The following is a 24,978-nucleotide window of genomic DNA, read 5'->3' as shown; positions in this document are numbered from 1 at the left end:
TCGGCGGGCGCGGCGCCCGCCTGTCCGCTTTCGGCGAAGGACTGTCGCGCCGTGCGCGCAGCGTGCCGGTGCTCGGGCGGGCGGCCGAACCGTGTTCGTCAGATCAGCTCGGAGATTTCGATCAGGTTCAGGTCCGGGTCGCGCACGTAGACGGAGCGGATCTTCTGCGTCGCGCCCGTGCGTTCGACCGGCCCTTCGATGATCGGCCAATCGAAGCGCCGAAGGTGCGCGATCACGTTGTCGAGCGGGACCGACGCGATGAAGCACAGATCGAGCGCGCCGGGTACCGGCACATGCGCTTTCGGCTCGAATTCCGCGCCGCGCACGTGCAGGTTGATCTTCTGGTTGCCGAAACGGAACGCGAGCCGGCCCGCGCCGAAGGTTTCGAGCTGCATCTGCAGCACCTCGGTGTAGAAATGCTTCGTCCGTTCCGGATCGACGCAGGTCAGCACGAGATGATCGAGACGGTCAATCAGCGCCATGGAATTCGCTCCTGTTCCCGTTCATGTTCAGAAAGCGCGTTGCGCGGACATGTCGCCGGCGTCGGCACGCGGCGGCGGATGAAGGTCCGAGCGGCGCCCGGCCTTCAGGATCTGGCTCGGCACGTCATGCCCGATCAGCGCGGGCAGCCGTGCCGACACGGCGAGCACCGCCGCGAGATCGACGCCCGTATCGTAGCCGTCGAGTTCGAGCATGTGCACGAGTTCCTCCGTGCAGGCGTTGCCGGTCGCGCCCGGCGCATAGGGGCAGCCGCCGAGCCCGCCGAGCGACGCGTCGAAACGGTCGATGCCGGCGTCGAGCGCGGCGAGCGTGTTCGCGAGCGCCATCCCGCGCGTGTTGTGGAAGTGCAGCGTGAGCTGCAATGCGCCGAAGCGCTCGCGTGCGCGGCGGGACAATTCGCGCACCTGCGACGGAAACGCCATGCCCGTCGTGTCGCACAGCGTGAAGCCGTGCACGCCGAGATCCGCGAAGCGCTGCATCCACGCGAGCACCGTTTCGGCCGGCACGTCGCCCTCCATCGGGCAACCCATCGCGGTCGACAGCGACACGTTGATCGCGACGCCCGTGCCGCGCACCGCGTCGATCACGTCGCGCAACTGCGCGAACGACTGCTCGCGCGTCATCCGCAGGTTCGCGCGGTTGTGGCTCTCGCTCGCCGACATCACGAGGTTCACTTCGTCGACGCCGCACGACAGCGCGCGCTCGGCGCCGCGCACGTTCGGCACGAGCACCGTATAGACGACGCCCGGCGCGCGCGCGATGCCGTGCATCACGGCCTCCGCGTCGCGCAGCGCGGGAATCGCCTTCGGCGACGTGAACGACGTGACCTCGATCTTCGCGTAGCCGCAGGCGCTCAGCGCGTCGACGAGCGCAATCTTGTCGTCGGTGTCGACGAACGCCGCTTCGTTCTGGAAACCGTCGCGGGTCGCGACTTCGTGGAGATGGATTCGTTGCGGAGGGTGGGTCATGGCTTCGTCCCGGTGGCTGTTTCAGATCACGCCGCGCGTGCGCCAGTCGTCGCGCGTCGCCGCATCGATGCCGATCGATTCGAGCACCGCATCGGTATCCGCGCCGAGCGCGGGCGCCGGCCGCTCGATGCGTCCGGGCGTGGCGTCGAGTTTCGGCACGATACCCGGCACGAGCACGGGGGTGCCGTCGGGCAGCGCAGCGTCGACGATCATGTCGCGCGCACGGTAGTGCGGATCGGCCGCGATGTCGGCCACGTCGTAGATGCGCCCGGACGGAATGCGCGCGTCGTTCAGCGCGGCGAGCACGTCGTCGAGGTCGTGGCGGGCGCTCCATTCGCCGATTGCCGCATCGATGCGCGCGACCTGCGCGACGCGCCCGTCGTTGTGCGCGAGCGCCGGATCGTTGCCGAGATCGGGCCGGCCGATGAGTTCCATCAGGCGCCGGAAGATGCTGTCGCCGTTGCCGGCGATCAGCGCGTACCTGCCGTCGCGGCAGCGGTATGCGTTGGTCGGTGCGATGCCCGGCAGGCTGCTGCCGGCCGGCTCGCGCACCGCGCCGAACGCCGCATATTCGGGCAGCAGGCTTTCCATCATGTTGAATACCGATTCGTACAGCGCGACGTCGACGACCTGCCCGTTGCCGCCCTGCCGTTCGCGATGCCGCAACGCGAGCAGTACGCCGATCACGCCGTGGAGCGCCGACAGCGAATCGCCGAGCGAGATGCCGACGCGCACCGGCGTGCGGCCCGGCTCGCCGGTGAGGTGGCGCAGGCCGCCCATCGCCTCGGCGATCACGCCGAAGCCGGGGCGGTCGCGATACGGGCCCGTCTGCCCGAAGCCCGACACGCGCAGCATCACGAGCCCCGGGTTGATCGCGGACAGCGCGTCCCAGCCGAGCCCCCAGCCTTCGAGCGTGCCGGGCCGGAAGTTTTCGATCAGCACGTCGGTTTCGGCGACGAGGCGGCGTACGACGTCCTGCCCTTCGGGCGTGCGCAGGTTGAGCGTGAGCGAGGTCTTGTTGCGCGATTGCGCGGCCCACCAGACCGACGTGCCGTCGTGCAGCAGCCGCCATTTGCGCAGCGGATCGCCGGTGCCGGGCGGCTCGACCTTGATGACGTCCGCGCCGAATTCGGCGAGCATCCGGCCCGCGAACGGTCCGGCGATCAATTGGCCGAGTTCAAGCACGCGGATGCCGTCCAGGGGGCGTGTCATGACTGTCTCCGATGAAATCGTGTTGTCGATGACGGCGATCATGACGGCGTTCGCTCACGGCGAAAATCGATCGATGGTCAACCAGCCTTTCCGAAACGGAAAAGGTGTGCGACGACGCGAGCGCGACGTCGGCGGCGAGCCGCGGCATGTCGTATGACACGTACAAACAGAACGGCCCCGCTCGATTGCTCGAAGCGGGGCCGACCGAAGGCGGGGCTGTTGAATGCGGGGCTGCTTACGCCAGCGACTCGGCACGTAACGGGTTCGTGCATCCGTCCTGTGTTGCGGCCGGCCCCGGATACCTGATGGACGCTACGTCAAGCATTCGGACCGGCGGTGACGCGGAGCAAGTCCGAACAGCGGAAAAGCCGCTCAGTAAGCGGACATCTCGACGCAAGGATCGACCTTGGACGGCGAGCAGATGACCGAGTACTTGGCGCTCTCGCGCATCAGCGCTTCGCCTTCGTGCAGCGCGATCTTGATCTCGGGGTGACGCTCGTACGCGAGGAAGGCCGAGCACACGACGGCGGACATCACGACGACGGAAAACACAAATTTTTCAAGGGCTTGGAAACGTTCAGGCATGATTTGACCTTTCTCTCAGCCTGTGATTATACCTTGAGATAAGGGTTTTCCCTATAACCCTGCCCGCATACCGAGGATGCATTCAAACGAGATAGGCGCGGTGCTCGCGCCCTTTTTTATCGGAAAAATGCGGCGGTGCGGCCGGCGAGGCCGATGCCGTCGATCCGGGAGAAAGGAACGAAGGCTTACCGTCCGCGCATCACTGCGGCACCGACGCGCCGCTTGCCGCATTGCCCGGCCACGCCTTGCCGATATGGTCGATCAGCGACTTCGCGGTGCCCGTCACGAGCGCCGCGTCGACGCCCGACGTCTGCCACGAGCCGTCGGCCGCCTTCACGAAGGTCAGGTTCGCGCGCGACGGCGAGTAATCGGCGTTGCGCCACGTGACCACGACGTCGCACGAATACGTGCGATCGCCGAGTTTCTTGCAGTCGCCGTCGGGTTTCGCCGAGACGACGTCGGCCGACACGGGCAGCGGCTGGCCGAACAGCGCGTTCAGGCCGCCGTGGTTTTCCGCTTCGAGCGCGCGGCGCACGGCGGCATCGACGTCGCTCGATCCGGGACCGTCGTGGAGCAGGTTGCAGGCGGCCAGCAGCGTCGAGGCGCCGGCGAGTGTCAGCAGCGTTTGAAACTTCATGGATATCCGTCGATCGGGTGAACGCCGCGTAGTCTGCAACGTCCGCGTGTCATGCGCGGTATCCATTTGTAACCAATTGCACGCTGCCTGGCGACCTCGTGCGATCGTACGACGCCCTCGCCTCGCCTACTGCCGCTCCTGCTTCACGCGGCTCACAAGCTGGGTCGGACTGACGAACTGCAGCGCGATCACGACCCACACGAGCGTGATGGCCATGTAGATCATCGCCATCGCGTCGATCGACTGCGGCGCGCGCACGCCGGTCGAGAACACCGCGTAATACAGCGCGACGACGAGCGTCTGCGTGCTCGGGCCGGCGGTGAAGAACGTCAGCTCGAACATCCCGATCGTGCGCACCAGCACGAGCAGCCCGGCCGCGAGCATGCCCGGCACCAGCAGCGGCAGCAGCACGTAACGGAAATAGCGCCACGTGTTGGCGCCGAAGATGCGCGCGGCGGCTTCGAGGTTCGGATCGATCTGCTCGATGAACGGCGTCATCACGAGGATCACGAACGGCAGCGCCGGCACGAGGTTCGCGAGGATCACGCCCGGCAGCGTACCCGCGAGCCCGATCTTGTACATCACGGTCGCCATCGGGATCCCGTACGTGACGGGCGGCACCATCAGCGGCAGCAGGAACACCAGCAGCGCGAAGCGCTTGCCGCGGAACTGCACGCGCGCGAGCGCATACGCGGCGGGCACGCCGAGCGCGATCGACAGCAGCACGACCGCGCCGACCACCTCGACGGTCACCCACAGCACGCTCGCGAGCTGGAAGTCTTCCCACGCTTTCGCATACCAGTGCAGCGTGAAGCCCTGCGGCAACGGCGTGCCGAACCAGCGCGTCGCGACCGAGTTCACCGCGACGGTCGCGATCAGCAGCATCACGTTCAGCAGGAAGAACGCCATCAGCGCCCAGACGAGCGCCTTCCACGCGCGGCCGGCGAGGTTGCTTCTCATCCGGTGCGGCTTCCCCGTATCGACGGGCCGCGCGTCGGGTGCGTCGTGCTTCGGCGGCCACGTGCGAGCGGCATGATTGTCGGTCGCCATCAGCCCTTGCCTCCCGTCACCGCGCCCGTATAGAAGAAGCGGCGCGCGCCGAGCATCGACGCGACCACCAGCAACTGCACGAAGCCCATCACGATCGCGATCGCCGACGCGAGCGAATAGTCGTAGCTTTCGAACGCGGCTTCGGCGGCCGCGATCGAGATCACGCGCGTCGGGCCGGCCGGCGCGCCGAGCAGCACGGCCGACGGAAACACCGAGAACGCCTGCACGAACGACAGGCACGCGGCCATCGTGAGCCCCGGCACGAGCAGCGGCAGGTAGATCTGGCGAAACTGCTGCCACGGGTTCGCGCCGAGCGTCGCGGCCGCGCGCGCGAGCGTCGGGTCGATGCCGCTGATGTACGACAGCATCAGCAGGAACGCGAACGGAAACCCGGACACGATCAGCGACAGCAGCACGCCCCAGTAGTTGTGCGTGAGGCGCACTTCGTCCGTGTACAGGTGCAGCCCCTGCAGCGCCTGCGGAAACCAGCCGTTCGGCCCGAAATACGTGAGCATCCCGTCGGCGACGAGCACTGTGCCGAGCGTGACGGGAATCACGAGCAGCGTCGTGACGAACTTCTGGTACGGCGAATTGCGGCGCAGCGCGAACGCGACCGGCACCGCGATGCCGACGTTGAGCAGCGTCGCCGGCACCGCGAGCTTCAGCGTGACGAGCACGGTCGGCCACATCGCGGTGTCGGTGAAGAACTGCACGTAGTTCGCGAGCGCACCGCCGCCGTTCATCGGCTGGAACGACAGCACGAGGCCGTACGCGAACGGATAGATGAACAGCGCGGCGATGAATGCGAGCGCCGGCGTGACGAGCCAGGCTTTCGCGTCGCGCGGCGCGCCGCCGGTCGCGAGCGTGCTCATGCGGCCTCCGGGCGGGACGCCCACGTGCATGCCCCCTGGCGCAGCCCGTTCATCGCACGTCTCCCGCATAGACCAGCGTACGTGCCGGCGCCACGCGCAGCCGCAGCGGTTCACCTTCGGTGAACTCGCCGGCCATACAGGCCCAGATCGCGCCGAACGGAGTGACCGCGCGGATCAGCGAGTCGCGGCCGCCGTACTCGACCGTCTCGACGGTCGCGTCGAACGCATTGTCGGCGCCTTCTTCCGCGCGCTCGATGTCGTCGGGGCGCAGCGCGACCACGACGTCCTTCGCGTCGAAGCCGGCCATCGGCACGCCTGCGAGGCGCACGCCGCCCGACGCGACGCTCACGTGATCGCCGGCCATTCCTTCGAGCGTAAATGGCAGCACGTTGCGATAGCCCATGAAGCGCGCGACATGCAGGTTGTGCGGGCGCGTGTACACGTCCTTCGGCGACGCGACTTGCTGCACGACGCCCTCCTTCATCACGACGATGCGGTCGGCCATCGACAGCGCCTCGTCCTGGTCGTGCGTCACGTAGATCGTCGCGCGTTCGAGCTGCGTGTGGATGCGGCGGATCTCCGCGCGCATCTCGATGCGCAGTTTCGTGTCGAGGTTCGACAGCGGCTCGTCCATCAGCACGAGCGGCGGCTCGATCACGATCGCGCGCGCGATCGCGACGCGCTGCTGCTGCCCGCCCGACAGTTGCCCGGGCAGCTTGCCTTCGTGACCGACGAGCTGCACGAGCTCGAGCGCCTGCTGCGCGCGCCGCCGCGTTTCCTGCCTCGGCACGCCGCGCATCTTGAGGCCGAAGCCGACGTTGTCGAGCACCGACATGTGCGGAAACAGCGCGTAGTTCTGGAACACCATCCCGAAGCCGCGACGCTCGGGCGGCAGCACGTCGATGCGCGTATCGTCGAGCCAGATGCCGCCGCTCGTGAGCGGCTGCAACCCGGCGATGCAGTTCAGCGCGGTCGATTTGCCGCAGCCCGACGGGCCCAGCAGCGCGATGAACTCGCCGCGCCGGATCTCGAGGTCGAGCCCGTTCAGCGCGGCGACCTGCGCGCCTTGCGCATTGGTGAAACTGCGGCACACGCCGTCGAGCCGCAACCGTTCGAAACTGTGCTTCATTCCACGAACTCCATCGACGCGGGCGCCGCGGCGCCCGCCGGTTCAGGCGTCACTTCGACTTCTGCGAACCGATCTCGCGATCCCACTTCTGGAACGCGGCGACCATCGCCTGCGCGCTGAGCGGCTGCACGTGCGGGCGATCGGCGAGCAGCTTCGCGTATTCGGGGCGGCCGAATTTGTGCACGACTTCCTGGCTGTGCGCGGGCGCCATCTCGAGCGTCACGCCCTTCACCGCCGGGCCCGGATAGAAGTACCCGTCGTCGTAGGTCATCGCCTGCTGCGCCGGCTCCAGCAGGAAATTCATCAGCTTGTACAGCACGTCGAGCTTTTCCTTCGGCACGCCCTTCGGGATCACCATGTAGTGCGCGTCGTTGACCCAGGTCATGTTGTCGAACGCCTGGATCTTGAATTCGGCCGGCACGATGCCGAGCGCGCGCGGGTTGAGGTCCCAGCCCGTGACGGTCACGGTCATGTCGCGCGTGCCTTCGCCGAGCTCCTTCATCACCGCCGACGTGCCGCCCGGGTAATACGGCACGCAGTCGTTCAGCGCCTTCAGGAACGCCCAGGTCTTGTCCCAGCCGTTGATCGGATCCTGCGGATTCTTGTCGCCGAGCACGTACGGCAGCCCCATCAGGAACGTGCGGCCCGGGCCCGAGTTCGCCGGGCGCGCATAGATCAGCTTGTTCGGGTGCGCCTTGCACCACGCGAGCAGTTGATCGGGCGTCTTCGGCGGATTGCTGACCTTCGCCGGGTTGTATTCGAGGAGCGGGCCGGCCGGCATGTAAGTGACTTCGAGGCCGTAGCCCTGCGCGAGATCCTGCATCTTGCGCGGGCCCGGCGCGTACTTGTCGAGTACGCCGGGGAACGCGGCCGCGTTGTCGGGCAGGAGCTTCTGCCACAGGTTCTGCTCGATGCCGGCGGCGAGCGCGTCGGTGCCCGTCAGCACGAGGTCGATGTCGGAGCGCCCCGCCCCCTGCATCGCCTTGATCTTGCCCGGCAATTGCGGCGCGGGTGCGTTCGTGAACGTGACGTTCGCGACGAGATTCGGGTTCTTCTCCTTGAACGCCTCGATGGCCTTCTGCGTGAGCTGCAGGTTGCCTGCGACGTCGACGATGTTCAGCGATACGGGGGCTGCAACGGCCGCGGCGGCCGACAGCGCGAAGCCCAGTGCGAGTGCAATCCGGCGGACACGGCGAGCGATCGGGGTGGTGTTCATGTCTCCTCACTTCGGTCGGTGGATGGGACCTTTCTTGTCAGGAAATCATGACGGCGTTATACGATGTCGGTCAACAAAAAACCGCGGAAGGTGGGGCGGGACTTTCCCTGACAAAAGGCTTCCGTTTGTTGATGAATTGCGTGACGACTTGATTGAGTCGGGGTCGGGGAGCCGTTTGCGGAGCGTGTTAGGACGTCGTATCTCGATGCAAGACGAAAACGCATCGGACCGTATGCGGCCGTCAGCCGACGGAGACGCGTTGCTCGCCCGTGGCTTGCGGCACCCATCGTGAGCGGCGCCGAGCACGGCTATCACGCTGAGCGGCCGGTGCCGACCGTCGCCTGCATCGATTTCCCGGATCGGCTACAGTGGGCGCTTTCGGCGCGCTCCGCCCCGCCGCCGCGCCGCGAACCGTGCGCGAGCGCGGCGGCACGGGCGGGCGCGGATCATTCACTTCGACGAGCGAACCTTCATGCCCGACCTGTCCGCCTTTCCGATCACGCAAAAGTGGCCGGCCCAGCACCCCGACCGTCTCCAGCTCTACTCGCTGCCGACGCCGAACGGCGTCAAGGTGTCGATCATGCTCGAGGAAACCGGCCTGCCGTACGAGCCGCACCTCGTGCGCTTCGACACGAACGACCAGTTGTCGCCCGAATTCCTGTCGCTGAATCCGAACAACAAGATCCCGGCGATCATCGATCCGAACGGCCCCGACGGCAAGCCGCTGCCGCTGTTCGAATCGGGCGCGATCCTGATCTATCTGGCGGACAAGACGGGCCAGCTGAATCCGCAGGATCTCGCGGGCCGCTACGAGACGATCCAGTGGGTGATGTTCCAGATGGGCGGCATCGGGCCGATGTTCGGCCAGGTCGGCTTCTTCCACAAGTTCGCCGGCCGCGACTACGAGGACAAGCGTCCGCGCGAGCGCTACGTCGCCGAATCGAAGCGCCTGCTCGGCGTGCTCGACGCGCATCTCGCGAACCGCGAGTGGGTGATGGGCGACGCCTACACGATCGCCGACATCGCGATCTTCCCGTGGGTGCGCAACCTGATCGGCTTCTACGAAGCAGGCGATCTGGTCGGCTTCAGCGAATTCCGGCACGTGGCGCGCGCGCTCGACGCGTTCGTCGCCCGTCCGGCTGTCGCGCGCGGGCTCAATATCCCGGCGCGCGGTTAAGACCGGGCAGCAACGCGGGCTCGCTGTGTGGGGCCCGCGCGCGGCTCGAGCCGGCCCGCCCCATTGCGCGGCGGGCAGTTTTTTGCCCGCGCGGTGCGCCGACGTCACGCATCCGGCGGCGCTACTTTCCGTCAGGCGCTTCCGGCGCAGGATTTTCCAGCCCCGCCAGCAGCTTTTCCGGCAGTTGCGACAACTGCGCCTGTTCCAGCCGACAACGGCCAGCAGCGCTCGCCAGCATCTCGCGGACCTGACGCCCGCATGGGTCGCGATGGCGTGCCTGTGTGTCGCGCTATTCGCGCTGGCCGCAGGGTTTGCGCCGAAGCTGGCGCGGCACGCGGCGCGGATCTGAGCGACGCCGCGGGCCGGGCGCTGGCGCGTTCAGCCCGCGCTCGCGTACAGCGTCGAATCCGCGAACCCTTCGGCGTCGAGCACGCGCCCGATCAGGATCAGCGCGGTGCGCTCGATCTGCGTGCCCTGCACCTTGCCGACGATGTCGGCCAGCGTGCCCGTCACGCGTTCCTCGTCGGGCCAGCTCGCGCGATAGATCACCGCCACCGGGCAATCGGCGCCGTAATGCGGCAGCACTTCGTCGACGATGCGCGCGAGATGGCGCACGCCGAGATGGATCGCGAGCGTCGCGCGATGCGCGGCGAGCGCGCCGAGCGCTTCGCCTTCCGGCATCGTCGTCTTGCCCGCGAAGCGCGTGAGGATCACCGTCTGCGCGACGCCGGGCAGCGTCAGTTCGACGCCGAGCGTCGCCGCGCACGCGGCCGTGGCCGTCACGCCCGGCACGATTTCGTATGGAATCCCGAGCGCTTTCAGGCGGCGGATCTGTTCGCCGATCGCGCCGTACAGCGACGGATCGCCCGAATGCACGCGCGCGACGTCCTGCCCTTTCGCATGCGCGGCGGCGAGCAGCGCGACGATCGCATCGAGATCGAGTTCGGCCGTGTTGACGACCTGCTCGGCGCAATGACCGTCGAGCACGGCGGCCGGCACGAGCGAGCCCGCATACAGGATCACCGGACACGTGCGCACGAGGCGCTGGCCCTTCACCGTGATCAGCTCCGGGTCGCCGGGGCCCGCGCCGATGAAATACACCGTCATCGAAATTTCTCCGTCAATTCGTGGGATGACCGCTGCGTCGCGTCAGACGCGCGCGGCCGGATCGAGTGCGTCGACGAGCGCCGTGACCGAGTCGAACGCGCGATCGGCATCGGGCAGCGGCGGCCGGCGCAGCATCACGACCGGCAGCCTGCGTTCGCGCGCGACCTCGAGCTTGGCCTCGGTGGCCGCGCCGCCGCTGTTCTTGCTGACGACGACGTCGATACCCGCCAGCGCGAACAGCGCGCGCTCGCCGTCGGGCGTGAACGGCCCGCGCGCCGCAACGACCTGCGCGCGGGCATTGCCGGGGTGGGCATCGAGGCAGCGCACGAGCCAGAACTGGTGCGGCGGAATCGCATCGAGATGCGCGAGCGGTTCGCGGCCGAGCGTGAACAGCGGCCGTTTGAACGGGGCAAGCGCGGCCTCGATGCCGGCCCAGTCGTCGACCATGCGCCAGTCGTCGCCCGGTTGCGGCGTCCACGGCGCACGGCGCAGCGCCCATAGCGGCACGCCTGCATCGCGCGTGGCCGCCGCCGCGTTCGCGCTGATTTGCGCGGCGTACGGATGCGTTGCGTCGAGCACGAGGCCGATGCCGGCGTCGCGAAGATATGCGGTCAGCCCCGCCGCACCGCCGAAACCGCCGACGCGCACGTCGCAGCGCAAGTCGTCGGGCGCCTTGCCGAGGCCGGCGAGACTATAGACATGATGCGGACCAAGCGCGCGCGCGATTTTCAGCGCATCGCCGGTGCCGCCGAGCAGCAGGATGCGCGGGCTCATCGCGCCTCCCCGACGAAGCGGCCCTGCCGGTCGATCGCGAACATCTCGACCGCGACCGACGGCGGCACGATGTCGCGCGCCACCTGCAACGCGTGCGCGCAAACGAGATCGCCGAGCGGCACTCCGTCGGCCCGCGCCAGTTTCAACGCTTCCTGGCTCGTGTTCGCGGCGCGCATCGCGGCCTGCAGCGCATCGCTCGCGCCGGCTTCGGCCGCCCACTGCGCGAGCAGCGGCAGGTCGATGCTCGAATGGCGGCTGTGCAGGTCGAGATGGCCGGCCGCGAGCTTGCTCAGCTTGCCGAAGCCGCCGCACATCGACAGGCGCGCGACCGGCGCGCGCCGCAGGTGCTTGAGCACCGCGCCCGCGAAATCGCCCATCTCGATCAGCGCCATGTCGGGCAGACCGTAGTGCGCGCGCATCGCGTCCTCGCTCGCGTTGCCCGTGCAGGCGGCGATGTGCGCGATGCCGTTCGCCCGCGCGACGTCGATGCCCTGATGAATCGACGCGATATAGGCCGAACACGAAAACGGCCGCACGATGCCGGTCGTGCCGAGGATCGACAGCCCGCCGACGATGCCCAGGCGCGGGTTCATCGTCTTCAGCGCGAGCGCCTCGCCGCCCTCGACGCCGATCGTTACGTCGAAACCGCCCGCGTAGCCCTGCTCGGCGGCGAGCGCTTCCAGGTGCGTGGTCATCATCTGGCGCGGCACCGGGTTGATCGCCGGGTCGCCGACCGGCAGCGTCAGGCCCGCGCGCGTGACCGTGCCGACGCCCGGCCCCGCATGAAAGCGCACGCCGGGCGCCGCCGCGAGCGCGACGCGCGCGAAGATCAGCGCGCCGTGCGTGACGTCCGGGTCGTCGCCGGCATCCTTGATCGTGCCGGCTTCGGCGCCGTCGGCCGTGGCGCGGCAGAATTCGAGCCGCATCATCACGCGTTGTCCCTTCGGCAGCACGATCTCGACCGCGTCGTCTGTGCGGCCCGTGAGCAGCAGCCGCGCAGCAGCGAGCGACGTCGCGGTCGCGCAGCTGCCGGTCGTGTAGCCGAAGCGCAGCGGCGCGGGCCGTTCGGGGGTTTCGTCGCGCATCACGCGTCCATTGGGTTCGTTGCGTTCGACGGATTCGACATGGTCGACGAGTCGGCCGCATCGGGCTTGCGCACGTCGTACAGCGTGACCGGCAACGGCTGTCGCCACGTGTCGAAGCGGCCGAGCGGTTCGGCATGCGCGAGCGACACGCGCGTGAGCGTGCCGCCATGCGCATCGCGCCACGCGGCGAGCGCCGTTTCTCCCTGCAGCGTGACCGCGTTCGCGACCAGCCGCCCGCCGGGTTTCAGCGACGCCCAGCAGGCGTCGAGCACGCCGGGCGCCGTCGCGCCGCCGCCGATGAAGATCGCGTCGGGCGTGGCGAGCCCCGCAAGCGCATCGGGCGCCCGGCCCGCGACGAGTTGCAGGCCCGGCACGCCGAGCGTATCGCGGTTGTGTTCGATGAAGCGTTGCCGCTCCGCATGCGCTTCGATCGCGATCGCCTGGCACGATGGATGCGCGCGCATCCATTCGATGCCGATCGAGCCGCTGCCCGCGCCGACGTCCCACAGCAGTTCGCCGGGCGCGGGTGCGAGGCGCCCGAGCGTCATCGCGCGCAGGTCGCGCTTGGTGAGCTGGCCGTCGTGGCGGTACGCGTCGTCGGGCAGGCCGGGCGTGAGCGCGCGGCGCGGCGCGTCCGGGGCCGCCCGGCAGTCGAGCGCGACGAGATTGAGCGCGGCCGTTTCGGCGACGCTCCAGTCTTGCGCGAGGCCATCGATCCGTCGTTCGAGCGGGCCGCCGAGGTGTTCGAACACGCTGACGCGCGTCGGCCCGAAGCCGCGAGCGGCGAGTTCGGCCGCGACGGCGGCCGGCGTGCGGCCGTCGGCGCTCAGCACGAACAGGCGCCGGCCCGGCAGCAGGTGGCGGGCCAGCATCGCGAGCGGACGCCCGACGAGCGACACGGCGCCGACGTCCTGCAGCGCCCAGCCGAGGCGTGCGGCCGCGAGCGACAGCGACGACGGCGCGGGCAGCACGCGCCATTCGTCGGGAGAAAGCGCGCGGGCGAGCGTCGCGCCGACGCCGAACAGCATCGGGTCGCCGCTCGCGAGCACGCACACGGGCGCGCCGCGGCGCGCGAGCAGCCCCGACAGGTCGAACGGCGACGGCCATGCTTCGCGCGTCGCCCTCAGCCGCGCGGGCAGCATGTCGAGATGCCGTTTCGCGCCGACCACGTGCGTCGCGTCGAGCAGCGCGCGCCGCGCGTGGCGTCCGAGCCCCGCGTAACCGTCGTCGCCGATGCCCACTACCGTCAGCCACGCCGTCATGCATCCTTCCCCATCGTTCGATTTCATCGTGTCGCCGCTCGGCCGTGAAAGCGCCGATGCGGCCAGCGCCGATGCGGTCGTCCGCATTGCAAAAAACGGCATGGTACCGTGTTCCACCCCGCGTTTCATCTGCCCGCCCGTTCGCGCCCGACCGTTGCCGGCTTCGCCCGCCGCGAACCGCCAGCCGATCGCGAATCGTGGCCGAAATCGGGTATCCTACGGCCGTTCGTTCGCCGGTGCCCTTCGGGGCCGAAGAGGGAACACAGGGCGCCTCGCGCGCCGCTGTGGCTGCCCCCGCAACTGTAGACAGCGAGCCGATCCCCCTCATGCCACTGGTTTCACCGGGAAGGCCGGGAGCCGGCGCCGACCTGTCAGCCAGGAGACCTGCCGGCCAGAAAGTGCGTGCGTGCCAGTCGGCGTCGGGCGGGGTGTACCGATGCGTTGGCCGCGGCGCCACACTGTTCCGGTATCCCGTTGAGTTCCGCTCCCGATTCGATTCCTGCGTCGCCCGTCGTGCGCCCGTCGGCCTGCCCGGGGCTCGCGCGCGTGGTCGCGGCCGCCGATGGCGGACTGTGCCGGATCAAGCTGCCAGGCGGCCGGCTCCACGCGCGCCAGGCGCGCGCGATCGCCGCCGCCGCGCGCCTGTACGGGTCCGGCGCGATCGATGCGACCAATCGCGCGAATCTCCAGCTGCGCGGCATTCGCGACGGCGTGGCCGATGCGCTGATGCGCGCGTTGCTCGATGCGGGGCTCGGCCCGCGCACAAGCGCTGACGACGCCACGGCCGATGCGGTCGACACGGCCTCGCTCGCAGCGAGCGACGACGTCCGCAACGTGATGGTGAGCCCGCTTGCCGGGCACGACCCCGCCGCCCTCGTCGATAGCTACGCGCTCGCCGTGCCGCTGCTCGACATGCTGGCGAGCGAGCCGCGCCGCGGCGAATTGTCACCGAAATTCTCGATCCAGCTCGACGGCGGCGAAACGGTCGCGGCGCTCGATCATCCGCACGACATCTGGCTGGCCGCGTGGCGCCGCGGCGACGGCGCGGTACGCCTCGCGGCGGGGCTGGCCGGCTGTCCGCCGATGGCGCGCGGCGACCGGCCCGCTTCGGTCGACGTGTCGGCCGATCAGGGCGTGGCACTGGTTCGCGCGCTGCTGCTCGCGTTCCTCGATCTCGCGCCGGCCGACGTCACGCGGATGCGCGCATTGCTTGCGACGTGCGGCGAACGCGCGCTGCTCGAGCGCGCCCGGCACTACCTGCCCTTCCCGCTCGCGGCCGATCCGGCGCTTGCCGCGTGGCGGCGCACGCGTGTCGACCCTGCGTTGCGTTTCGGCGCGCACCCGTCGCGCGATACGGCGCGTTGCAGCATCGGCGCGCAATTCGCGCTCGGGCGGCTCGACGCGGCGCAACTGGCGCAGCTCGCCGCACTGGCCGAAGCCGACGGCGACGGCACGCTGTCGATGACGCCGTGGCAAGGCGTGTTCATGCACGGCGTGCCGAACGCGCGCGCGGCCGCGACGCGCGAAGCACTCGCGTCGCTCGGCCTCGTGTGCACCTCGACCGACCCGCTGGCGACGCTCGTCGCCTGCACCGGCAGCACGGGCTGCGCGAAAGCGCGCGCCGACACGAAACACGACGCGCGCGCGCTCGCCGCGCGCGTCGGCCATCCGCTCGACGTGCATCTGACCGGATGCGAGCGCCATTGCGCGCTGCCGCACCCGGCCGCACATACGCTCGTCGCGGTGGCGCCCGCGCATTACGACCTTTACCGGCGCGACGCGGCCGCGGGCCTCGGCGCCCCCCTCGCGCGCCATCTGACGATTGACCAGGTCGCGGTCCGACTCATGGACGCGCGGCACAGCCAGGACACCACCGATGCTTGACTACATTCGCGACGGGCAGGAAATCTACCGCCAGTCGTTCGCGACGATTCGCGCCGAGGCCGACCTGTCGCGGGTTCCGCCCGATCTCGAGAAACTCGCGGTGCGCGTGATCCACGCGTGCGGGATGGTCGACGTCGTGTACGACCTGCGCTTCTCGGACGGTGCCGGCACGGCCGGCCGCGCGGCGCTCGCGGCCGGCGCGCCGATCCTGTGCGACGCGAGGATGGTCGCCGAAGGCATCACGCGCGCGCGGCTGCCTGCGGCCAACCGCGTGATCTGCACGCTCGGCGAGCCGGAGGTGCCCGATCTCGCGCGACACCTCGGCACCACGCGTTCGGCCGCCGCGCTCGAACTGTGGCGCCCGCATCTCGCGGGCAGCGTCGTCGTGATCGGCAATGCGCCGACCGCGCTGTTCCATCTGCTCGACATGATCGACGCCGGCGCGCCGCGCCCCGCGCTGATCGTCGGGTTCCCGGTCGGCTTCATCGGCGCGGCCGAATCGAAGGCGATGCTCGATGCCGACAGCCGCGGCGTGCCGTACGTCGCGCTGCTCGGCCGGCGCGGCGGCAGTGCGATGGCCGCCGCGGCGGTCAATGCGCTGGCAACGGAGGTCGAATGACGAGCGCGCGCGGACGGCTGTTCGGCGTCGGGGTCGGCCCCGGCGATCCCGAACTGATGACGATCAAGGCGCTACGCGTGCTGCAGGCGGCGCCCGTGGTCGCGTATTTCGTCGCGAAGGGCAAGAAAGGCAACGCGTACGGCATCGTCGAGGCGCACCTGCTCGACGGGCAGACGCAACTGCCGCTCGTCTATCCGGTGACGACCGAGGCGCTGCCGCCGCCGCTGTGCTACGAGACCGTGATCGCCGATTTCTACGACACCGCGGCCGAGATCGTCGCGGCGCACCTCGATGCAGGCCGCGACGTCGCGGTGATCTGCGAAGGCGATCCGTTCTTCTACGGCTCGTACATGTACCTGCACGACCGCCTCGCGCCGCGTTACGACACCGAGGTGATCCCGGGCGTGTGCGCGATGCTCGGCGGCACGGCCGTGCTCGGCCAGCCGCTCGTCTATCGCAACCAGAGCCTGTCGGTGCTGTCGGGCGTGCTGCCCGAGCACGAACTGCGCGAGCGGCTCGCGCGGGCCGATGCAGCGGTCGTGATGAAACTCGGCCGCAATTTCGACAAGGTGCGGCGCGTGCTCGACGAACTCGGGCTCGCGAAGCGCACGCTGTACGTCGAGCGCGCGACGATGGCGAACCAGCGCATCGTGCCGCTCGACGAGGTCGATCCGATGGCGTCGCCGTATTTCTCGCTGCTCGTCGTGCCGGGGGAAAAATGGCAAGGATGACGACACCGCCCGCGATCGTGATTCTCGGCGCGGGCGCGCTCGATACCGCGCGACGGATCCAGGCGCGTTACCCGGGCGCCCGTGTGCACGGCCTCGCATCGCGCGTCGACGCCGACGTGCCGTTCGACGAACTCGGCGCGCACCTGCGCGAACTCTATGCGCGCGGCTTGCCGATCGTCGCGCTGTGCGCGGCCGGCATCGTGATCCGCTGCCTCGCGCCCGCACTCGCCGACAAGGGCGTCGAGCCGCCGGTGCTCGCGGTCGCGGAGGACGGTTCGGCCGTCGTGCCGCTGCTCGGCGGGCTGACGGGCGTCAACGCGATCGCGCGCGACATTGCCGAATGCGTCGGCGTCGCGCCGTCGATCACGACGAGCGGCGAACTGCGCTTCGGCGCGTGCGTGCTCAATCCGCCGGAAGGCTATGCGCTCGCCGATCTCGCGCAGGGCAAGCGCTTCGTGTCCGACCTGCTCGCGGGCGCGTCGACGCGCATCGACGGCGCCGCGCCTTGGCTCGACGCGGTTGCGCTGCCGCGCGATGCCGCGGCGGCGCACGCGATTCGCGTGACGCCCGACGCGTGGCGCGGCGCGCGCGACGAACTCGTGATTCATCCGCGCAGCGTGGTGGTCGGCGTCGCCGCGGATGCCGTGCATGCCGACGACGCGCTGGCCGTGCGCATCGCAGCCGCGCTCGACGCGCAGGGTCTCGCGCGGCTGGCGCTCGCGGCCATCGTCGCGCCGGCGTCGGCGATCGGCGACCCCGCACTGGAAGAAGCGGCGAGCACGCTCGACGTGCCGCTGCGTTTCATCGATGGCGATAGCGACCACGACGCGGCCGCCGATGCCGACGCCGCCACGCTGCTCGGCCGCGCGTTGCGCGTCACCTACACGATGCGTGCGGCATCGCACGGTCTCGCGTGCGCGGTCGCGTCGCATCCGGTCGACCCGGCCACGCTCGGCCGCGCACGCGGCCGCCTGACGGTGCTCGGTCTCGGCCCGGGCGGGGCCGCATGGCTCACGCCGGCCGCGCGCACGGCGCTCGCGGACGCGACCGACATCCTCGGCTATACGACCTACGTGAACATGGCCGGCCCGTTTCGGGCGGACCAGCGCGTGCACGGCACCGACAATCGCGAGGAAATGCAGCGCGCGCGCCATGCGTTCGAACTGGCGGCCGAGGGCCGGCGCGTCGCGGTCGTATCGTCGGGCGACCCCGGCGTATTTGCAATGGCCGCGGCCGTGCTCGAAGCGCTCGACGAAGCGCGCGACCCGCAATGGGCCGCGGTCGACCTGCGCGTGGAGCCCGGCATCTCGGCGTCGCTCGCGACGGCCGCACAGGCCGGCGCGCCGCTCGGCCACGACTTCTGCGCGATCTCGCTGTCGGACAACCTGAAGCCGTGGGACGTGATCGAGACACGCTTGCGGCATGCGGCGCAAGCCGATCTCGTGATGGCCTTCTACAACCCGATTTCGCGCGCGCGGCCGTGGCAGCTCGACCGCGCGCTCGATATCGTGCGCACGCATCGTGCGGCCGACACGGTGGTCGTGCTCGGCCGCGACATCGGCCGGCCGGGCGCGACGCTTTCGACGACGACCCTCGGCGCGCTACGCGGCGACCAGGTCGACATGCGCACGATGGTGATCGTCGGCTCGTCGACGACGCGGCGCTTCGCGATCGGCAACGCTCGCGAATGGGTCTACACGCCGCGCTGGTATCGCTGAATGCCGCCGCGCCGGGCGCGGCGCGCATACCGCATCCGGCGGCGCTCTCGCGTGAATGCGAATACGCGCGCACCGGTCATCGGCATGCCGGCGCGTCGCCGGTTCGCTGGAACCGGTCCATGCGCACCGCGTCGCGCAATCGGTCGGAAAAAGTGCCCGCCTGCGTTTCGAAATACGACCGAATCGGCAAATTCGTTACGTATCCGGAATCGAATAACAAAAAGAAGAACACCTAAATTCCCTATTCGCCGCGAATCCTCCAAGATAGGCACGCCGCCGACGGGGCACGTGCCTGCCCCGTCGGCGGCGATACGCAGGCCAGCGTATCCCTCTTCCATTTGGAGAACACAGAATGAACAACAATGTGTTGCCGCATTTCGTTCCGCGTGCGTTTGCCGCGGGTTGTCTGCTCGCGATGGCGAGCGTGTCGCAAGGTGCCGGCGTCTATGCGCCCTATGTCGACGTGACGCTTTATCCGACACCGCTGGTCGATCAGATCGGCGTGCGGCAGGGCATCCAGCAGTTCACGCTCGCGTTCGTGGTCGCGGGCAACGGCTGCGCGCCGTCGTGGGGCGGCGTGCAGCCGATCGGCAACGGCGCGAGCGGCGGCCTGCTGACCGCACTGTCCACGTCGATCGCGAGCTACCGCGCGAAAGGCGGCGAAGTCGCCGTGTCGTTCGGCGGTGCGAACGGCACGCCGCTGATGCAGGCGTGCTCGACGGTCCCCGCGCTGAAAACCGCATACCAGACGGTGATCGATACGTACGGCCTCACCCATATCGACTTCGACATCGAGGGCGCGTCGCAGCAGGACACGGCGGCGGTCGTGCGCAACTTCCAGGCCGTCGCGCAACTGCAGGCCGACTACGCGGCGAAGGGCAAGCCGCTGCACGTGACGCTGACGCTGCCGACGATGCCGACCGGGCTCACGCAGGACGGCGTGAACGTCGTCAACGCGGCCATCGCGAACAAGACCGCGTTCGATGCGGTCAACGTGATGGCGATGGATTACGGCCCGGCGAACCTCGACATGGGCGCCGCGGCGATCAGCGCCGCGCAGGCGCTCTACTCGCAGCTCGACACGGCGTTCAAGTCGGCCGGCCAGCCGAAAACCAATGCGCAGCTGTGGCAGATGGTCGGCGTCACGCCGATGATCGGCGCAAACGACGTGCAGGGCGAAACGTTCACGCTCGCGAATGCGCAGACCGTGCTGAACGCGGCAGTCGCGAACGGCTACGGTTTCTTCGGCAACTGGTCGGTCGGCCGCGATCAGGCGTGCCCGTCCGGCGGCACGTATGCGTCGCCGACCTGCTCGGGCGTCGCGCAGCAGCCGTACGCGTTCGCGGCGATCTTCAAGAAGCTCGATGGCAAGTGGGGAGCGGGCGTGACGCAGGATCCGAACTACGGCGGCGGCTCGGACGGCGGCACGCCGCAGCCGGGCGCACCGTGGGCGGCCGGTCAGGTCTATACGGCCGGCGCGACGGTCACCTACCAGGGCACGACGTATCAGGCGCAATGGTGGACGCAGGGCGACGTGCCCGGCCAGGCGGCCGTGTGGAAGCCGGTCGGCGGCGGCACGCCCACGTGGTCGGCGACGACCGCCTACTCGGGCGGCACGTGCGTGACGTATCAGGGCGCGAAGTATTGCGCGAAATGGTGGACGCAGGGCGACAACCCGAGCGCGGGCGGCGTGTGGGTGAAGTCGTGACGTCGTAACGGGCTGGCGCGTGACGCGCGGCGGGTCGTTTTCGGCGTGGCAGGACCGCACGCCGGCGGCGGCCCGCTGCCGTCTTCGGCGGGCGCCGCTGCCCTACCCGCGCGCGTGCTCGGCCAGCAGCCGCGCCTTCGCGTCGACGAGCAGCGCCGCATGCGTGTCGCGATGCTGGCGAATCCGCTCGGTCGGCCCGACGACCGACAGCCCGTACCAGTCGCCGTCGAGCGTCAGCGCGACCGCGATCGCCGACAGCTCGGGCGCGCTCTCGCCGAAGTTCTCCGCCCAGCCGAGTTCGCGAAACCGCGCGGTCTGCGCGACGAGCGCCGGCAGGTCGGCCACCGTCGCGTCGGTGAAGCGTTCGAACGGCAGTTGCGCGCCGAGCGCCTGCTGCGCATCGCTTGCGAGTTCCGCGAAGATCGCCTTGCCGATCGAGTTCGCATGCAGCGGGCGCAGCTCGCCCGGCTGGCGCGTATAACGGATCGCCTGCTCGGATTCGACGACGTCGAGGTACGTGACCGACGCGCCCTGGATCTTGCCGAGTACGGCGGTTTCGCGGCTCGCGTCGCGCAGCGCGACGAGGTGCGGATGGACGATGTCGACGACCGGATCGGTCGCGTCGATCGCGGCGGCGACCGTCTGCAGGCGCCGCGTCGGATAGTAGCCGCCGCGCTTGCGCACTTCGTACAGATAGCCGCGGCTCACGAGCGTGCGCGCCATCGCGAGGCAGCTCGACGCCGGCACATTGAGCAGGCGCGCGAGTTCGGTCAGCGGCAGCGGCCGCTGTTCGGCGGCGAACAGCTCGAACAGGTCGAGCGTGCGGGCAACGAGTTTGACGTCCATGACGAGCGCTTGATTCGGAACGGGAAACCGCGCGCGGGGCGAGCCGCCGCGCATCAGTACGACTTCGGCAGCCCGAGCACCTTCTCCGCGATGTAGCACAGGATCAGTTGAGGACTCACGGGCGCGAGCCTCGGAATCATACACTCGCGCAGGTAGCGCTCGACATGGTATTCCTTCGCATACCCCATCCCGCCGTGCGTCGCGATCGCCGTCTGGCAGGCCTGGAACGCGGCTTCCGCGCCGAGGTATTTCGCCGCGTTCGCCTCCGCGCCGCACGATTGGCCCGTGTCGTAGCGCGTCGCGGCCTTCATCACCATCAGCCACGCGGCCTCGAGCTGCATCCACGCCTGCGCGAGCGGATGCTGGATCGACTGGTTCTGCCCGATCGGCCGGCCGAATACGACGCGCTCGCACGCATACTGCGTCGCGCGGCGCAGCGCGGCCTGCCCCAGCCCGATCGCCTCGGCGGCGATCAGGATCCGTTCGGGGTTCAGGCCGTGCAGCAGATAGCGGAAGCCGTCGCCTTCGTTGCCGATCAGGTCGTCGCGCGACACGCGCAGGTTGTCGACGAACAGCATGTTCGAATCCACCGCCTTGCGGCCCATCTTCTCGATTTCGCGCACTTCGATGCACGAACGGTCGAGGTCGGTATAGAACAGGCTCAGCCCGTCGGTCGGCTTCGCGACCTGGTCGAGCGGCGTCGTGCGCGCGATGATCAGCATCTTGTTCGCCACCTGCGCGGTCGAGATCCAGATCTTGCGCCCGCTCAGCACGTAGTGGTCGCCGTCGCGGCGCGCCTGCGTGGTCAGGTGCGTGGTGTCGAGGCCCGCGTCGGGCTCGGTCACCGCGAAGCACGCCTTGTCGCGTCCGGCGATCAGCGGCGGCAGGAAGCGGGCCTTCTGCGCGTCGTTGCCGAACACCTGCACCGGGTTCAGCCCGAAGATGTTCATATGGACGGCCGACGCCCCCGACAGGCCGGCGCCCGATGCGCTGATCGTGCGCATCATCAGCGCCGCCTCGGTCATCCCGAGCCCGGCGCCGCCGTAGGCCGGATCCATCGCGATGCCGAGCCATCCGGCGTCGGCGAGCGCCGCGTGGAAATCGGCCGGAAACCCGCCCGCGCGATCGCGTTCGAGCCAGTAGTCGTCGCCGAAGCGCTCGCAGATTTTCTCGATCGCGCTTTCGATCGCGCGCTGGTCGTCGGTCAGGTCGAACTGCATGGACTGCTCTCCCGGCAAGCGTGAACGGCCGCGCCGCTCACAATGGAAACACGCCCGTCGCGACCGCGGCGAATACCATCAGCACGGTGGCGGCGAACAGGAACGGAATCGTGAATTTCTGATGCTCGGCGAGCTCGACGCCGGTCAGGCCGACGATCAGGAACGTCGCGGGCGTGAGCGGGCTTACCGGAAAGCCCGTGGTCATCTGGCCGAGCAGCGCGGCCTGCGCCATCTGGATCGGCGGCACGCCGAGCAGCTTGCCGCTTTCCGCGAGCACGGGCAGCACGCCGAAGTAGAACGAATCGGGATCGAACAGCAGGCTGAGCGGCATCGACAGCAGCCCGAGCACGAACGGCATGTGGCGCGCATGCTCGACCGGCACGTGCGCGACGACGACCTCGGCCATCGCCTTCAGCATCCCGGTGCCGGACATGATGCCCGTGAACGCACCGGCCGCGAGCAGTACGCTCGCCATCATCAGCGCGGCCTTCGCATGCGCGTCGATCCGCTCGCGCTGCGCCTGTACGTCCGGGTAATTGATCACGAGCGCGGCAACCGTGCCGAGCATGAACATCACCATCGGGTCGACGATGCCCGACACCAGCGTGACGAGCACGACGAGCGTCAGCGCGACGTTGATCCCGAATCGTCCCGGCCGGCGCAACGCGCGTTCGGCGTCGGTCAGCTCGCGCGGCGCGATCGCGAGCGACGCCGCGCCGGCACGGTCGAGCCCGAGCCGTTTCGCCTCGCGCACGCCGAGCACGTAGGCGGTGCCGAACACGAACGCGAGCCCGACGATCTGCACCGGAATCATCGGCGTGAAAATCGCCGAACCCGGAATGTGCAGCGCGGCCGACGCGCGCAGCATCGGCCCGACCCACGGCAGGAAGTTGACGCCGGCCGCCATCGACGCGACGCACGCGAGGATGCGGCGATCCATCCCGAGACGCGTATAGAGCGGCATCATCGCGGGCAGCGTGACGAGGAACGTGACCGCGCCCGAACCGTCGAGATGGATCAGCAGCGCGAGTAGGGCCGATCCCATCACGATGCGCGGCGGATGGCAGCCGATCACGCGCAGCACGCCGGCGATGATCGGGTCGAGCATCCCCGCGTCGGTGAGGATTCCGAAAAATAGAATTGCAAAAACGAACATCCCGGCGATCGGACCGATGTTCTGTACGCCGTGCACGACGAACTTGCCGGTCTGCAGCCCGAAACCGGCCGCGAGCGACGCGGCCACCGGCACGACGATCAGCGCGACGAGCGGCGACAGCCGCTTCGTGATGATCAGGCCGAACAGCGCGACGATGGCGACCGCGCCGATCCATGCGAGCATGATGCGTCTCCTCTTCAGCCGGTGCGCAAGTCGGTGCGTGTCGACGCGCGGGCCGGCGTGATGTGCGAATGATGATGTGTCGGCGCGCACGGCCATGCGCCGCGGTGCGGCGCGGCCGGCAGCCGCGATGCCGGTCAGGTCCGGCGGTCGTCGTCGTTGTCGTTGCCTTTTTCGTCCGCAAACACCTGCGCCGCATGTTCGTTCAGCGCAGGCGGCGGACGCCGGTACGTGGCCGGCGTGCGGCCGAGCTTGATCGGCGACGCGATGCCGCGATGCCGGCCCAGCTCGACCTTCATCCGCCGATGCGCGACATGCGGGTGGTCGAGCGCCGCATCGAGCCCGAGCACCGGCGCGCACGGCACGCCGCGGCGCATCAGTTGCTCGGCGAGCGCGGCGCCGTCGTGCGCGGCCAGCGCCGTTTCGAGCAGCGTGCGCAGCGCGGCGCGGTTCTGGCTGCGCGCGCGGTTGTCCGCGAAACGCGGATCGTCGAGCCACTCGCGTGTGCCGAGCACGTCGCACAGCGCGGCGAACTGCCCGTTGTTGCCGACCGCCAGAAAGATATCGACGCCCGCCGTCGGAAAGCTGTCGTACGGCGTGATGTTCGGATGCGCGTTGCCGGTGCGCACGGGCGCCTTGCCGGAATGGAAGAAGTTCGGCGTATGCGGATGGAGGATCGACAGCGCGCAGTCGAACAGCGTCGATTCGACGAACTGGCCGCGGCCGCTGACGTCGCGTTCGCGCAGCGCCATCAGCACGCCGAGCGCCGCGTTCAGCCCCGTGACGAGATCGACGATCGGCACGCCCACGCGCAGCGGCGCACCGCCGGCTTCGCCGTTGACGCTCATCAGCCCCGCGAGCGCCTGCACGGCCGCGTCGTAGCCCGGCAGCCCGCCGAGCGGGCCGTCCGCGCCGAAACCCGACACGCGGCAATGGACGAGGCGCGGAAACTGCGCATGCAGCGCGTCGAACCCGAGCCCCCAGCGCTCCATCGTGCCGATCTTGAAGTTCTCGACCAGCGCGTCCGCGTGTTCGAGCAGCCCGAGCAGCCGCTCGCGATCGGCCGGCTGCGTCAGGTCGAGCGCGATGCCGAGCTTGTTGCGGTTCACGCCGAGGAAGTACGACGCGGTGTCGCCGTCGAACGGCGGGCCCCACGTGCGCGTCTCGTCGCCGGACGGCGGTTCGATCTTGATCACTTCCGCGCCGTGATCGGCGAGGATCTGGGTCGCGTACGGCCCGCCCAGCACCCGCGACAGATCGATGATGCGCAATCCCGCCAGCGCGCCCTGCTGCTCGTGTTCCGCCATGCGTCTCGCTCCTGGTTCCGGTTGATCGGACTGC

General features: G+C 69.4%; 25 protein-coding genes, 1 pseudogene and 1 riboswitch. Of the genes and pseudogenes, 9 read left to right on the top strand and 17 right to left on the bottom strand.

The window, feature by feature from the left end:
• Window positions 1-98: 98 nt before the first annotated feature.
• Genes C4B30_RS26120 through C4B30_RS26110 form a run of 3 tightly spaced genes read right to left on the bottom strand, consistent with a single transcriptional unit; the run spans window position 99 to window position 2,681 of the window.
• The gene (locus tag C4B30_RS26120) at window positions 99-482 is read right to left on the bottom strand and encodes a VOC family protein (RefSeq protein WP_027784464.1); all 384 of its coding nucleotides are present in this window, start codon (window positions 480-482) and stop codon (window positions 99-101) included.
• Window positions 483-509: 27 nt separating this feature from the next.
• On the bottom strand, window positions 510-1,469 hold the full coding sequence (locus C4B30_RS26115; RefSeq protein ID WP_027784463.1) for a hydroxymethylglutaryl-CoA lyase: 960 nt from the start codon (window positions 1,467-1,469) through the stop codon (window positions 510-512).
• A 21-nt stretch (window positions 1,470-1,490) separates the two neighbouring features.
• Window positions 1,491-2,681, bottom strand: a complete 1,191-nt coding sequence (locus C4B30_RS26110; protein ID WP_027784462.1) for a CaiB/BaiF CoA transferase family protein — start codon at window positions 2,679-2,681, stop codon at window positions 1,491-1,493.
• On the opposite strand from C4B30_RS26110, the gene C4B30_RS35420 reads away from it, so the two are divergent.
• Window positions 2,680-2,838, top strand: a complete 159-nt coding sequence (locus C4B30_RS35420; protein ID WP_155257358.1) for a hypothetical protein — start codon at window positions 2,680-2,682, stop codon at window positions 2,836-2,838. The genes C4B30_RS26110 and C4B30_RS35420 overlap by 2 nt on opposite strands.
• 215 nt (window positions 2,839-3,053) lie before the next feature.
• On the opposite strand, the gene C4B30_RS26105 is transcribed toward C4B30_RS35420, so the two are convergent.
• The 6 genes from C4B30_RS26105 to C4B30_RS26080 form a co-directional block, all read right to left on the bottom strand.
• The gene (locus C4B30_RS26105) at window positions 3,054-3,266 is read right to left on the bottom strand and encodes a hypothetical protein (protein ID WP_027784461.1); all 213 of its coding nucleotides are present in this window, start codon (window positions 3,264-3,266) and stop codon (window positions 3,054-3,056) included.
• A 199-nt stretch (window positions 3,267-3,465) separates the two neighbouring features.
• A complete protein-coding gene (locus tag C4B30_RS26100; RefSeq protein WP_027784460.1) occupies window positions 3,466-3,903 on the bottom strand; it encodes a hypothetical protein in 438 nt (145 codons plus the stop codon).
• Between the two features lie 126 nt (window positions 3,904-4,029).
• A complete protein-coding gene (locus C4B30_RS26095; RefSeq protein WP_027784459.1) occupies window positions 4,030-4,953 on the bottom strand; it encodes an ABC transporter permease in 924 nt (307 codons plus the stop codon).
• The gene (locus C4B30_RS26090) at window positions 4,953-5,825 is read right to left on the bottom strand and encodes an ABC transporter permease (RefSeq protein ID WP_027784458.1); all 873 of its coding nucleotides are present in this window, start codon (window positions 5,823-5,825) and stop codon (window positions 4,953-4,955) included. The genes C4B30_RS26095 and C4B30_RS26090 overlap by 1 nt, the downstream gene beginning before the upstream one ends.
• Before the next feature lie 49 nt (window positions 5,826-5,874).
• A complete protein-coding gene (locus C4B30_RS26085; RefSeq protein WP_027784457.1) occupies window positions 5,875-6,954 on the bottom strand; it encodes an ABC transporter ATP-binding protein in 1,080 nt (359 codons plus the stop codon).
• A gap of 49 nt (window positions 6,955-7,003) precedes the next feature.
• Window positions 7,004-8,170: an ABC transporter substrate-binding protein gene (locus C4B30_RS26080; protein ID WP_027784456.1), complete on the bottom strand. Its 1,167-nt coding sequence runs from the start codon at window positions 8,168-8,170 to the stop codon at window positions 7,004-7,006.
• Between the two features lie 472 nt (window positions 8,171-8,642).
• On the opposite strand from C4B30_RS26080, the gene C4B30_RS26075 reads away from it, so the two are divergent.
• Window positions 8,643-9,347 carry a glutathione S-transferase N-terminal domain-containing protein gene (locus C4B30_RS26075; RefSeq protein ID WP_105133129.1) on the top strand — a complete coding sequence of 235 codons (705 nt, stop codon included), beginning with the start codon at window positions 8,643-8,645 and terminating at the stop codon, window positions 9,345-9,347.
• Window positions 9,348-9,570: 223 nt separating this feature from the next.
• Window positions 9,571-9,696: pseudogene (locus C4B30_RS26070) on the top strand (MFS transporter); the annotation flags it as partial.
• A gap of 29 nt (window positions 9,697-9,725) precedes the next feature.
• Here C4B30_RS26070 and cobM read toward each other — a convergent pair.
• From cobM to C4B30_RS26050, 4 genes are read right to left on the bottom strand one after another with little or no spacing between them, the layout of a single operon-like run.
• Window positions 9,726-10,454, bottom strand: coding sequence for a precorrin-4 C(11)-methyltransferase (cobM, locus tag C4B30_RS26065; RefSeq protein WP_027784454.1), 729 nt, complete (start codon window positions 10,452-10,454; stop codon window positions 9,726-9,728).
• A gap of 42 nt (window positions 10,455-10,496) precedes the next feature.
• Window positions 10,497-11,228, bottom strand: a complete 732-nt coding sequence (locus C4B30_RS26060; RefSeq protein ID WP_027784453.1) for a cobalt-precorrin-6A reductase — start codon at window positions 11,226-11,228, stop codon at window positions 10,497-10,499.
• Complete coding sequence (locus tag C4B30_RS26055) at window positions 11,225-12,313, bottom strand: cobalt-precorrin-5B (C(1))-methyltransferase (RefSeq protein ID WP_027784452.1); 1,089 nt, start codon at window positions 12,311-12,313, stop codon at window positions 11,225-11,227. The genes C4B30_RS26060 and C4B30_RS26055 overlap by 4 nt, the downstream gene beginning before the upstream one ends.
• The gene (locus tag C4B30_RS26050) at window positions 12,313-13,575 is read right to left on the bottom strand and encodes a bifunctional cobalt-precorrin-7 (C(5))-methyltransferase/cobalt-precorrin-6B (C(15))-methyltransferase (RefSeq protein ID WP_027784451.1); all 1,263 of its coding nucleotides are present in this window, start codon (window positions 13,573-13,575) and stop codon (window positions 12,313-12,315) included. Before C4B30_RS26050 ends, C4B30_RS26055 begins: the two co-directional genes overlap by 1 nt.
• A 217-nt stretch (window positions 13,576-13,792) precedes the next feature.
• Window positions 13,793-13,981, top strand: a riboswitch (cobalamin riboswitch).
• 107 nt (window positions 13,982-14,088) lie between these two features.
• Between C4B30_RS26050 and cobG the strand changes: the two genes are divergently transcribed.
• The 6 genes from cobG to C4B30_RS26020 all read left to right on the top strand — a co-directional run bounded on the left by cobG (window position 14,089) and on the right by C4B30_RS26020 (window position 20,235).
• Window positions 14,089-15,459 (top strand): precorrin-3B synthase, encoded by a 1,371-nt coding sequence (cobG, locus tag C4B30_RS26045; RefSeq protein WP_027784450.1) that lies wholly within the window; start codon window positions 14,089-14,091, stop codon window positions 15,457-15,459.
• Window positions 15,452-16,078 (top strand): precorrin-8X methylmutase, encoded by a 627-nt coding sequence (locus C4B30_RS26040; protein WP_027784449.1) that lies wholly within the window; start codon window positions 15,452-15,454, stop codon window positions 16,076-16,078. Before cobG ends, C4B30_RS26040 begins: the two co-directional genes overlap by 8 nt.
• Complete coding sequence (locus C4B30_RS26035; RefSeq protein WP_027784448.1) at window positions 16,075-16,809, top strand: precorrin-2 C(20)-methyltransferase; 735 nt, start codon at window positions 16,075-16,077, stop codon at window positions 16,807-16,809. The genes C4B30_RS26040 and C4B30_RS26035 overlap by 4 nt, the downstream gene beginning before the upstream one ends.
• Window positions 16,806-18,527 (top strand): precorrin-3B C(17)-methyltransferase, encoded by a 1,722-nt coding sequence (gene cobJ / locus C4B30_RS26030; protein ID WP_027784447.1) that lies wholly within the window; start codon window positions 16,806-16,808, stop codon window positions 18,525-18,527. The genes C4B30_RS26035 and cobJ overlap by 4 nt, the downstream gene beginning before the upstream one ends.
• Complete coding sequence (locus C4B30_RS26025; protein ID WP_027784446.1) at window positions 18,497-18,763, top strand: hypothetical protein; 267 nt, start codon at window positions 18,497-18,499, stop codon at window positions 18,761-18,763. The genes cobJ and C4B30_RS26025 overlap by 31 nt, the downstream gene beginning before the upstream one ends.
• A gap of 116 nt (window positions 18,764-18,879) precedes the next feature.
• Entirely contained in the window at window positions 18,880-20,235 is a 1,356-nt protein-coding gene (locus tag C4B30_RS26020; RefSeq protein ID WP_027784445.1) for a chitinase, read from the top strand.
• Between the two features lie 102 nt (window positions 20,236-20,337).
• Here C4B30_RS26020 and C4B30_RS26015 read toward each other — a convergent pair whose 3' ends face one another.
• From C4B30_RS26015 to C4B30_RS26000, 4 genes are all read right to left on the bottom strand, one after another.
• Window positions 20,338-21,081, bottom strand: a complete 744-nt coding sequence (locus C4B30_RS26015; protein ID WP_027784444.1) for an IclR family transcriptional regulator — start codon at window positions 21,079-21,081, stop codon at window positions 20,338-20,340.
• 53 nt (window positions 21,082-21,134) lie between these two features.
• Complete coding sequence (locus C4B30_RS26010; protein WP_027784443.1) at window positions 21,135-22,301, bottom strand: acyl-CoA dehydrogenase family protein; 1,167 nt, start codon at window positions 22,299-22,301, stop codon at window positions 21,135-21,137.
• Between the two features lie 37 nt (window positions 22,302-22,338).
• The gene (locus C4B30_RS26005; RefSeq protein WP_027784442.1) at window positions 22,339-23,640 is read right to left on the bottom strand and encodes a CitMHS family transporter; all 1,302 of its coding nucleotides are present in this window, start codon (window positions 23,638-23,640) and stop codon (window positions 22,339-22,341) included.
• A gap of 134 nt (window positions 23,641-23,774) precedes the next feature.
• Complete coding sequence (locus C4B30_RS26000) at window positions 23,775-24,944, bottom strand: CaiB/BaiF CoA transferase family protein (RefSeq protein ID WP_027784441.1); 1,170 nt, start codon at window positions 24,942-24,944, stop codon at window positions 23,775-23,777.
• Between the last annotated feature and the right edge of the window lie 34 nt (window positions 24,945-24,978).

Origin of the sequence: Burkholderia sp. BE12 (assembly GCF_002959955.1) — a bacterium.
Taxonomy (GTDB): domain Bacteria; phylum Pseudomonadota; class Gammaproteobacteria; order Burkholderiales; family Burkholderiaceae; genus Burkholderia.
The sequence above is the reverse complement of the archived record's forward strand: the minus strand, read 5'-3'. Positions and strand labels throughout refer to the sequence as shown.

Bases quoted from the DNA above. Each gene is read 5' to 3' on its own strand.
- C4B30_RS26120 (WP_027784464.1), bottom strand. From the start codon at position 482: ATGGCGCTGATTGACCGTCTCGATCATCTCGTGCTGACCTGCGTCGAT.
- C4B30_RS26115 (WP_027784463.1), bottom strand. From the start codon at position 1,469: ATGACCCACCCTCCGCAACGAATCCATCTCCACGAAGTCGCGACCCGC.
- C4B30_RS35420 (WP_155257358.1), top strand. From the start codon at position 2,680: ATGACTGTCTCCGATGAAATCGTGTTGTCGATGACGGCGATCATGACG.
- C4B30_RS26110 (WP_027784462.1), bottom strand. From the start codon at position 2,681: ATGACACGCCCCCTGGACGGCATCCGCGTGCTTGAACTCGGCCAATTG.
- C4B30_RS26105 (WP_027784461.1), bottom strand. From the start codon at position 3,266: ATGCCTGAACGTTTCCAAGCCCTTGAAAAATTTGTGTTTTCCGTCGTC.
- C4B30_RS26100 (WP_027784460.1), bottom strand. From the start codon at position 3,903: ATGAAGTTTCAAACGCTGCTGACACTCGCCGGCGCCTCGACGCTGCTG.
- C4B30_RS26095 (WP_027784459.1), bottom strand. From the start codon at position 4,953: ATGGCGACCGACAATCATGCCGCTCGCACGTGGCCGCCGAAGCACGAC.
- C4B30_RS26090 (WP_027784458.1), bottom strand. From the start codon at position 5,825: ATGAGCACGCTCGCGACCGGCGGCGCGCCGCGCGACGCGAAAGCCTGG.
- C4B30_RS26085 (WP_027784457.1), bottom strand. From the start codon at position 6,954: ATGAAGCACAGTTTCGAACGGTTGCGGCTCGACGGCGTGTGCCGCAGT.
- C4B30_RS26080 (WP_027784456.1), bottom strand. From the start codon at position 8,170: ATGAACACCACCCCGATCGCTCGCCGTGTCCGCCGGATTGCACTCGCA.
- C4B30_RS26075 (WP_105133129.1), top strand. From the start codon at position 8,643: ATGCCCGACCTGTCCGCCTTTCCGATCACGCAAAAGTGGCCGGCCCAG.
- cobM (WP_027784454.1), bottom strand. From the start codon at position 10,454: ATGACGGTGTATTTCATCGGCGCGGGCCCCGGCGACCCGGAGCTGATC.
- C4B30_RS26060 (WP_027784453.1), bottom strand. From the start codon at position 11,228: ATGAGCCCGCGCATCCTGCTGCTCGGCGGCACCGGCGATGCGCTGAAA.
- C4B30_RS26055 (WP_027784452.1), bottom strand. From the start codon at position 12,313: ATGCGCGACGAAACCCCCGAACGGCCCGCGCCGCTGCGCTTCGGCTAC.
- C4B30_RS26050 (WP_027784451.1), bottom strand. From the start codon at position 13,575: ATGACGGCGTGGCTGACGGTAGTGGGCATCGGCGACGACGGTTACGCG.
- C4B30_RS26040 (WP_027784449.1), top strand. From the start codon at position 15,452: ATGCTTGACTACATTCGCGACGGGCAGGAAATCTACCGCCAGTCGTTC.
- C4B30_RS26035 (WP_027784448.1), top strand. From the start codon at position 16,075: ATGACGAGCGCGCGCGGACGGCTGTTCGGCGTCGGGGTCGGCCCCGGC.
- cobJ (WP_027784447.1), top strand. From the start codon at position 16,806: ATGACGACACCGCCCGCGATCGTGATTCTCGGCGCGGGCGCGCTCGAT.
- C4B30_RS26025 (WP_027784446.1), top strand. From the start codon at position 18,497: ATGGGTCTACACGCCGCGCTGGTATCGCTGAATGCCGCCGCGCCGGGC.
- C4B30_RS26020 (WP_027784445.1), top strand. From the start codon at position 18,880: ATGAACAACAATGTGTTGCCGCATTTCGTTCCGCGTGCGTTTGCCGCG.
- C4B30_RS26015 (WP_027784444.1), bottom strand. From the start codon at position 21,081: ATGGACGTCAAACTCGTTGCCCGCACGCTCGACCTGTTCGAGCTGTTC.
- C4B30_RS26010 (WP_027784443.1), bottom strand. From the start codon at position 22,301: ATGCAGTTCGACCTGACCGACGACCAGCGCGCGATCGAAAGCGCGATC.
- C4B30_RS26005 (WP_027784442.1), bottom strand. From the start codon at position 23,640: ATGCTCGCATGGATCGGCGCGGTCGCCATCGTCGCGCTGTTCGGCCTG.
- C4B30_RS26000 (WP_027784441.1), bottom strand. From the start codon at position 24,944: ATGGCGGAACACGAGCAGCAGGGCGCGCTGGCGGGATTGCGCATCATC.